The organism is Arthrobacter sp. 05T47 (assembly GCF_056395825.1).
This window is the reverse complement of record NZ_JBFTKG010000123.1, coordinates 1-1724: the sequence shown is the minus strand read 5'-3', so window position 1 is coordinate 1724 and position 1724 is coordinate 1. Positions and strand designations below refer to the sequence as shown.

Genomic DNA, 1724 nt, shown 5'->3' with positions numbered 1-1724 from the left:
GTACCCGAGGGCATCGTAAGCCGCCTGGAGCGATCCAAACAGCCTACACAGGGTTTGCTGACTTGGCGTGTAGGGGCAGCGATCGATCAGATCGCCAGTCAAGTACCCCTTCGCTTTGAGCAGTCGGGCCACTGCGGCGACAGCTTCGGCCCTCGGTAGCCGGCGGCGGGAGATACGCATCCGCTGTGCTGCACGATCGAACAGCGCCCGGCTGATCACGGGCTCCAACACCTTGGTCCGGATCCAGGCTTCAGGGGGATTTAGCCGCCGACGTCCTTTAAGCGGCTGGCTGGTGCGATTGAACACGTAAGTGCCGATCAACAACTCGTTCGTCAGGATGTTCCGTACTCGCAGCGCGGTCCAGGTGCCGCCGCCGGCCGTCGGCACGCCGGTTTCGTCCAGCCGCCGGGCGATGGCGACCAGGCTCATGCAGTCGGTACCGTACCAGCGGAAGATTTCCCGAATGACGGCTATTTCTTCGCTGGCGCCAACGGCCCAAACGACGCGCTGGTTGTTGAGAGCCTTGGTTTGACCTGGCTCCAGCTTCTGCACCGGATGGCCATGCTCGTCGACGAGGACGCGCTCAAATCCGTACCGTCGGTTGCCGCCTAGCTTGTGGCCCATCCGCGCCTGTAGAAGTTGGGCATACAAGACCTTTTCTGAGAGTTCGCGACTAAATTCGGCGGCCTGAACGCGCTTGATCTGCTTGAGAAGCGCCATAACCGGCGAACCATCGTTCTGGAAAATTTCCCGGCAAAAGACGACCGGCGCGCCCGCCTCGCAGCACAGAAACTCATACGCGGCGGCTTGATCGGTATTCTGGAAGCGCCCCCATCGGCTCACGTCCAGCACCAAAACTCGTTTAAACTGGCACGCTGGTTTCATGACGTCCGCAATCAGGGCCTGAAGCCCAGGGCGTTCCCGCAGCGTGAGTCCGCTTTCGCCGGGGTCGGTGTAGGTCTTGACGATGATGAAGCCGTGTTCAGCGGCATAGGCCGCGATGGCGCGAGCTTGGTTGCGTATCGAGTAGTCCTGATGGTCTTTCGACATGCGCAGGTATTGCGCCACCGGGATCGGCGACGGCGTGAGACCGGACATGGTTCACCTCCACGCCCCCACGGTGCCAAGGCATCCTAGCATTGCGGTCAGCGCATACGACGCGCAAACATTCGCCGTCTACACCCTAGCGTGCCTCCAAGAACCTTTGCATGATCAGAGCTATATGGCGTGGCATCAGCGCCATTCTATCGGGGCAAGAATGCAAGCGCCTTTTGAAATGACGGACGGCCTGTCCAAGCTAAAAGCAATCATAGCCGACTTTCCGACGGATAGCCGTCATTGGAACGAAGCGCAGAATAGGTTTCAGTTCATTGATCGGCTGATGATCGAGTGTCTGGGTTGGGAACACCCCAACATGGAAGTCGAACGGCGTGACGATGATGGCGGTAAGGCCGACTACGTCCTGGGAGTGCCCCCGAGGGCAGTCCTGGAAGCTAAGCGGGAGGCCGTCAAATTTGAGTTCTTACCATCTGGAAGGCCTGCGACTGTTCGCAGACTTCGGCCGCTGATCGAAGCGTGCCCCAATCTCAAGTCTGCGGTTCTACAAGTTATCAGTTACTGCTCTCTTTTAGGCGCGCAGACGGCCATAGTTTGCAACGGGCCGCAAATAGTCATCTTTCAATCAATTGCTATAGGCCACTCACCAATTGACGGTGAGTGTTACG

The 1724-nt window shown here is 58.8% G+C and carries 2 protein-coding genes; one reads left to right on the top strand and one right to left on the bottom strand.

Features of this window, described 5'->3' with window-relative positions:
- Positions 1 to 1098: recombinase family protein (locus AC1DEY_RS23185; protein ID WP_476870048.1), on the bottom strand; the 1098-nt coding region annotated here is incomplete at its 3' end.
- Positions 1099 to 1222: 124 nt separating this feature from the next.
- Between AC1DEY_RS23185 and AC1DEY_RS23180 the strand changes: the two genes are divergently transcribed.
- Positions 1223 to 1724: hypothetical protein (locus AC1DEY_RS23180; RefSeq protein WP_476870047.1), on the top strand; the 502-nt coding region annotated here is incomplete at its 3' end.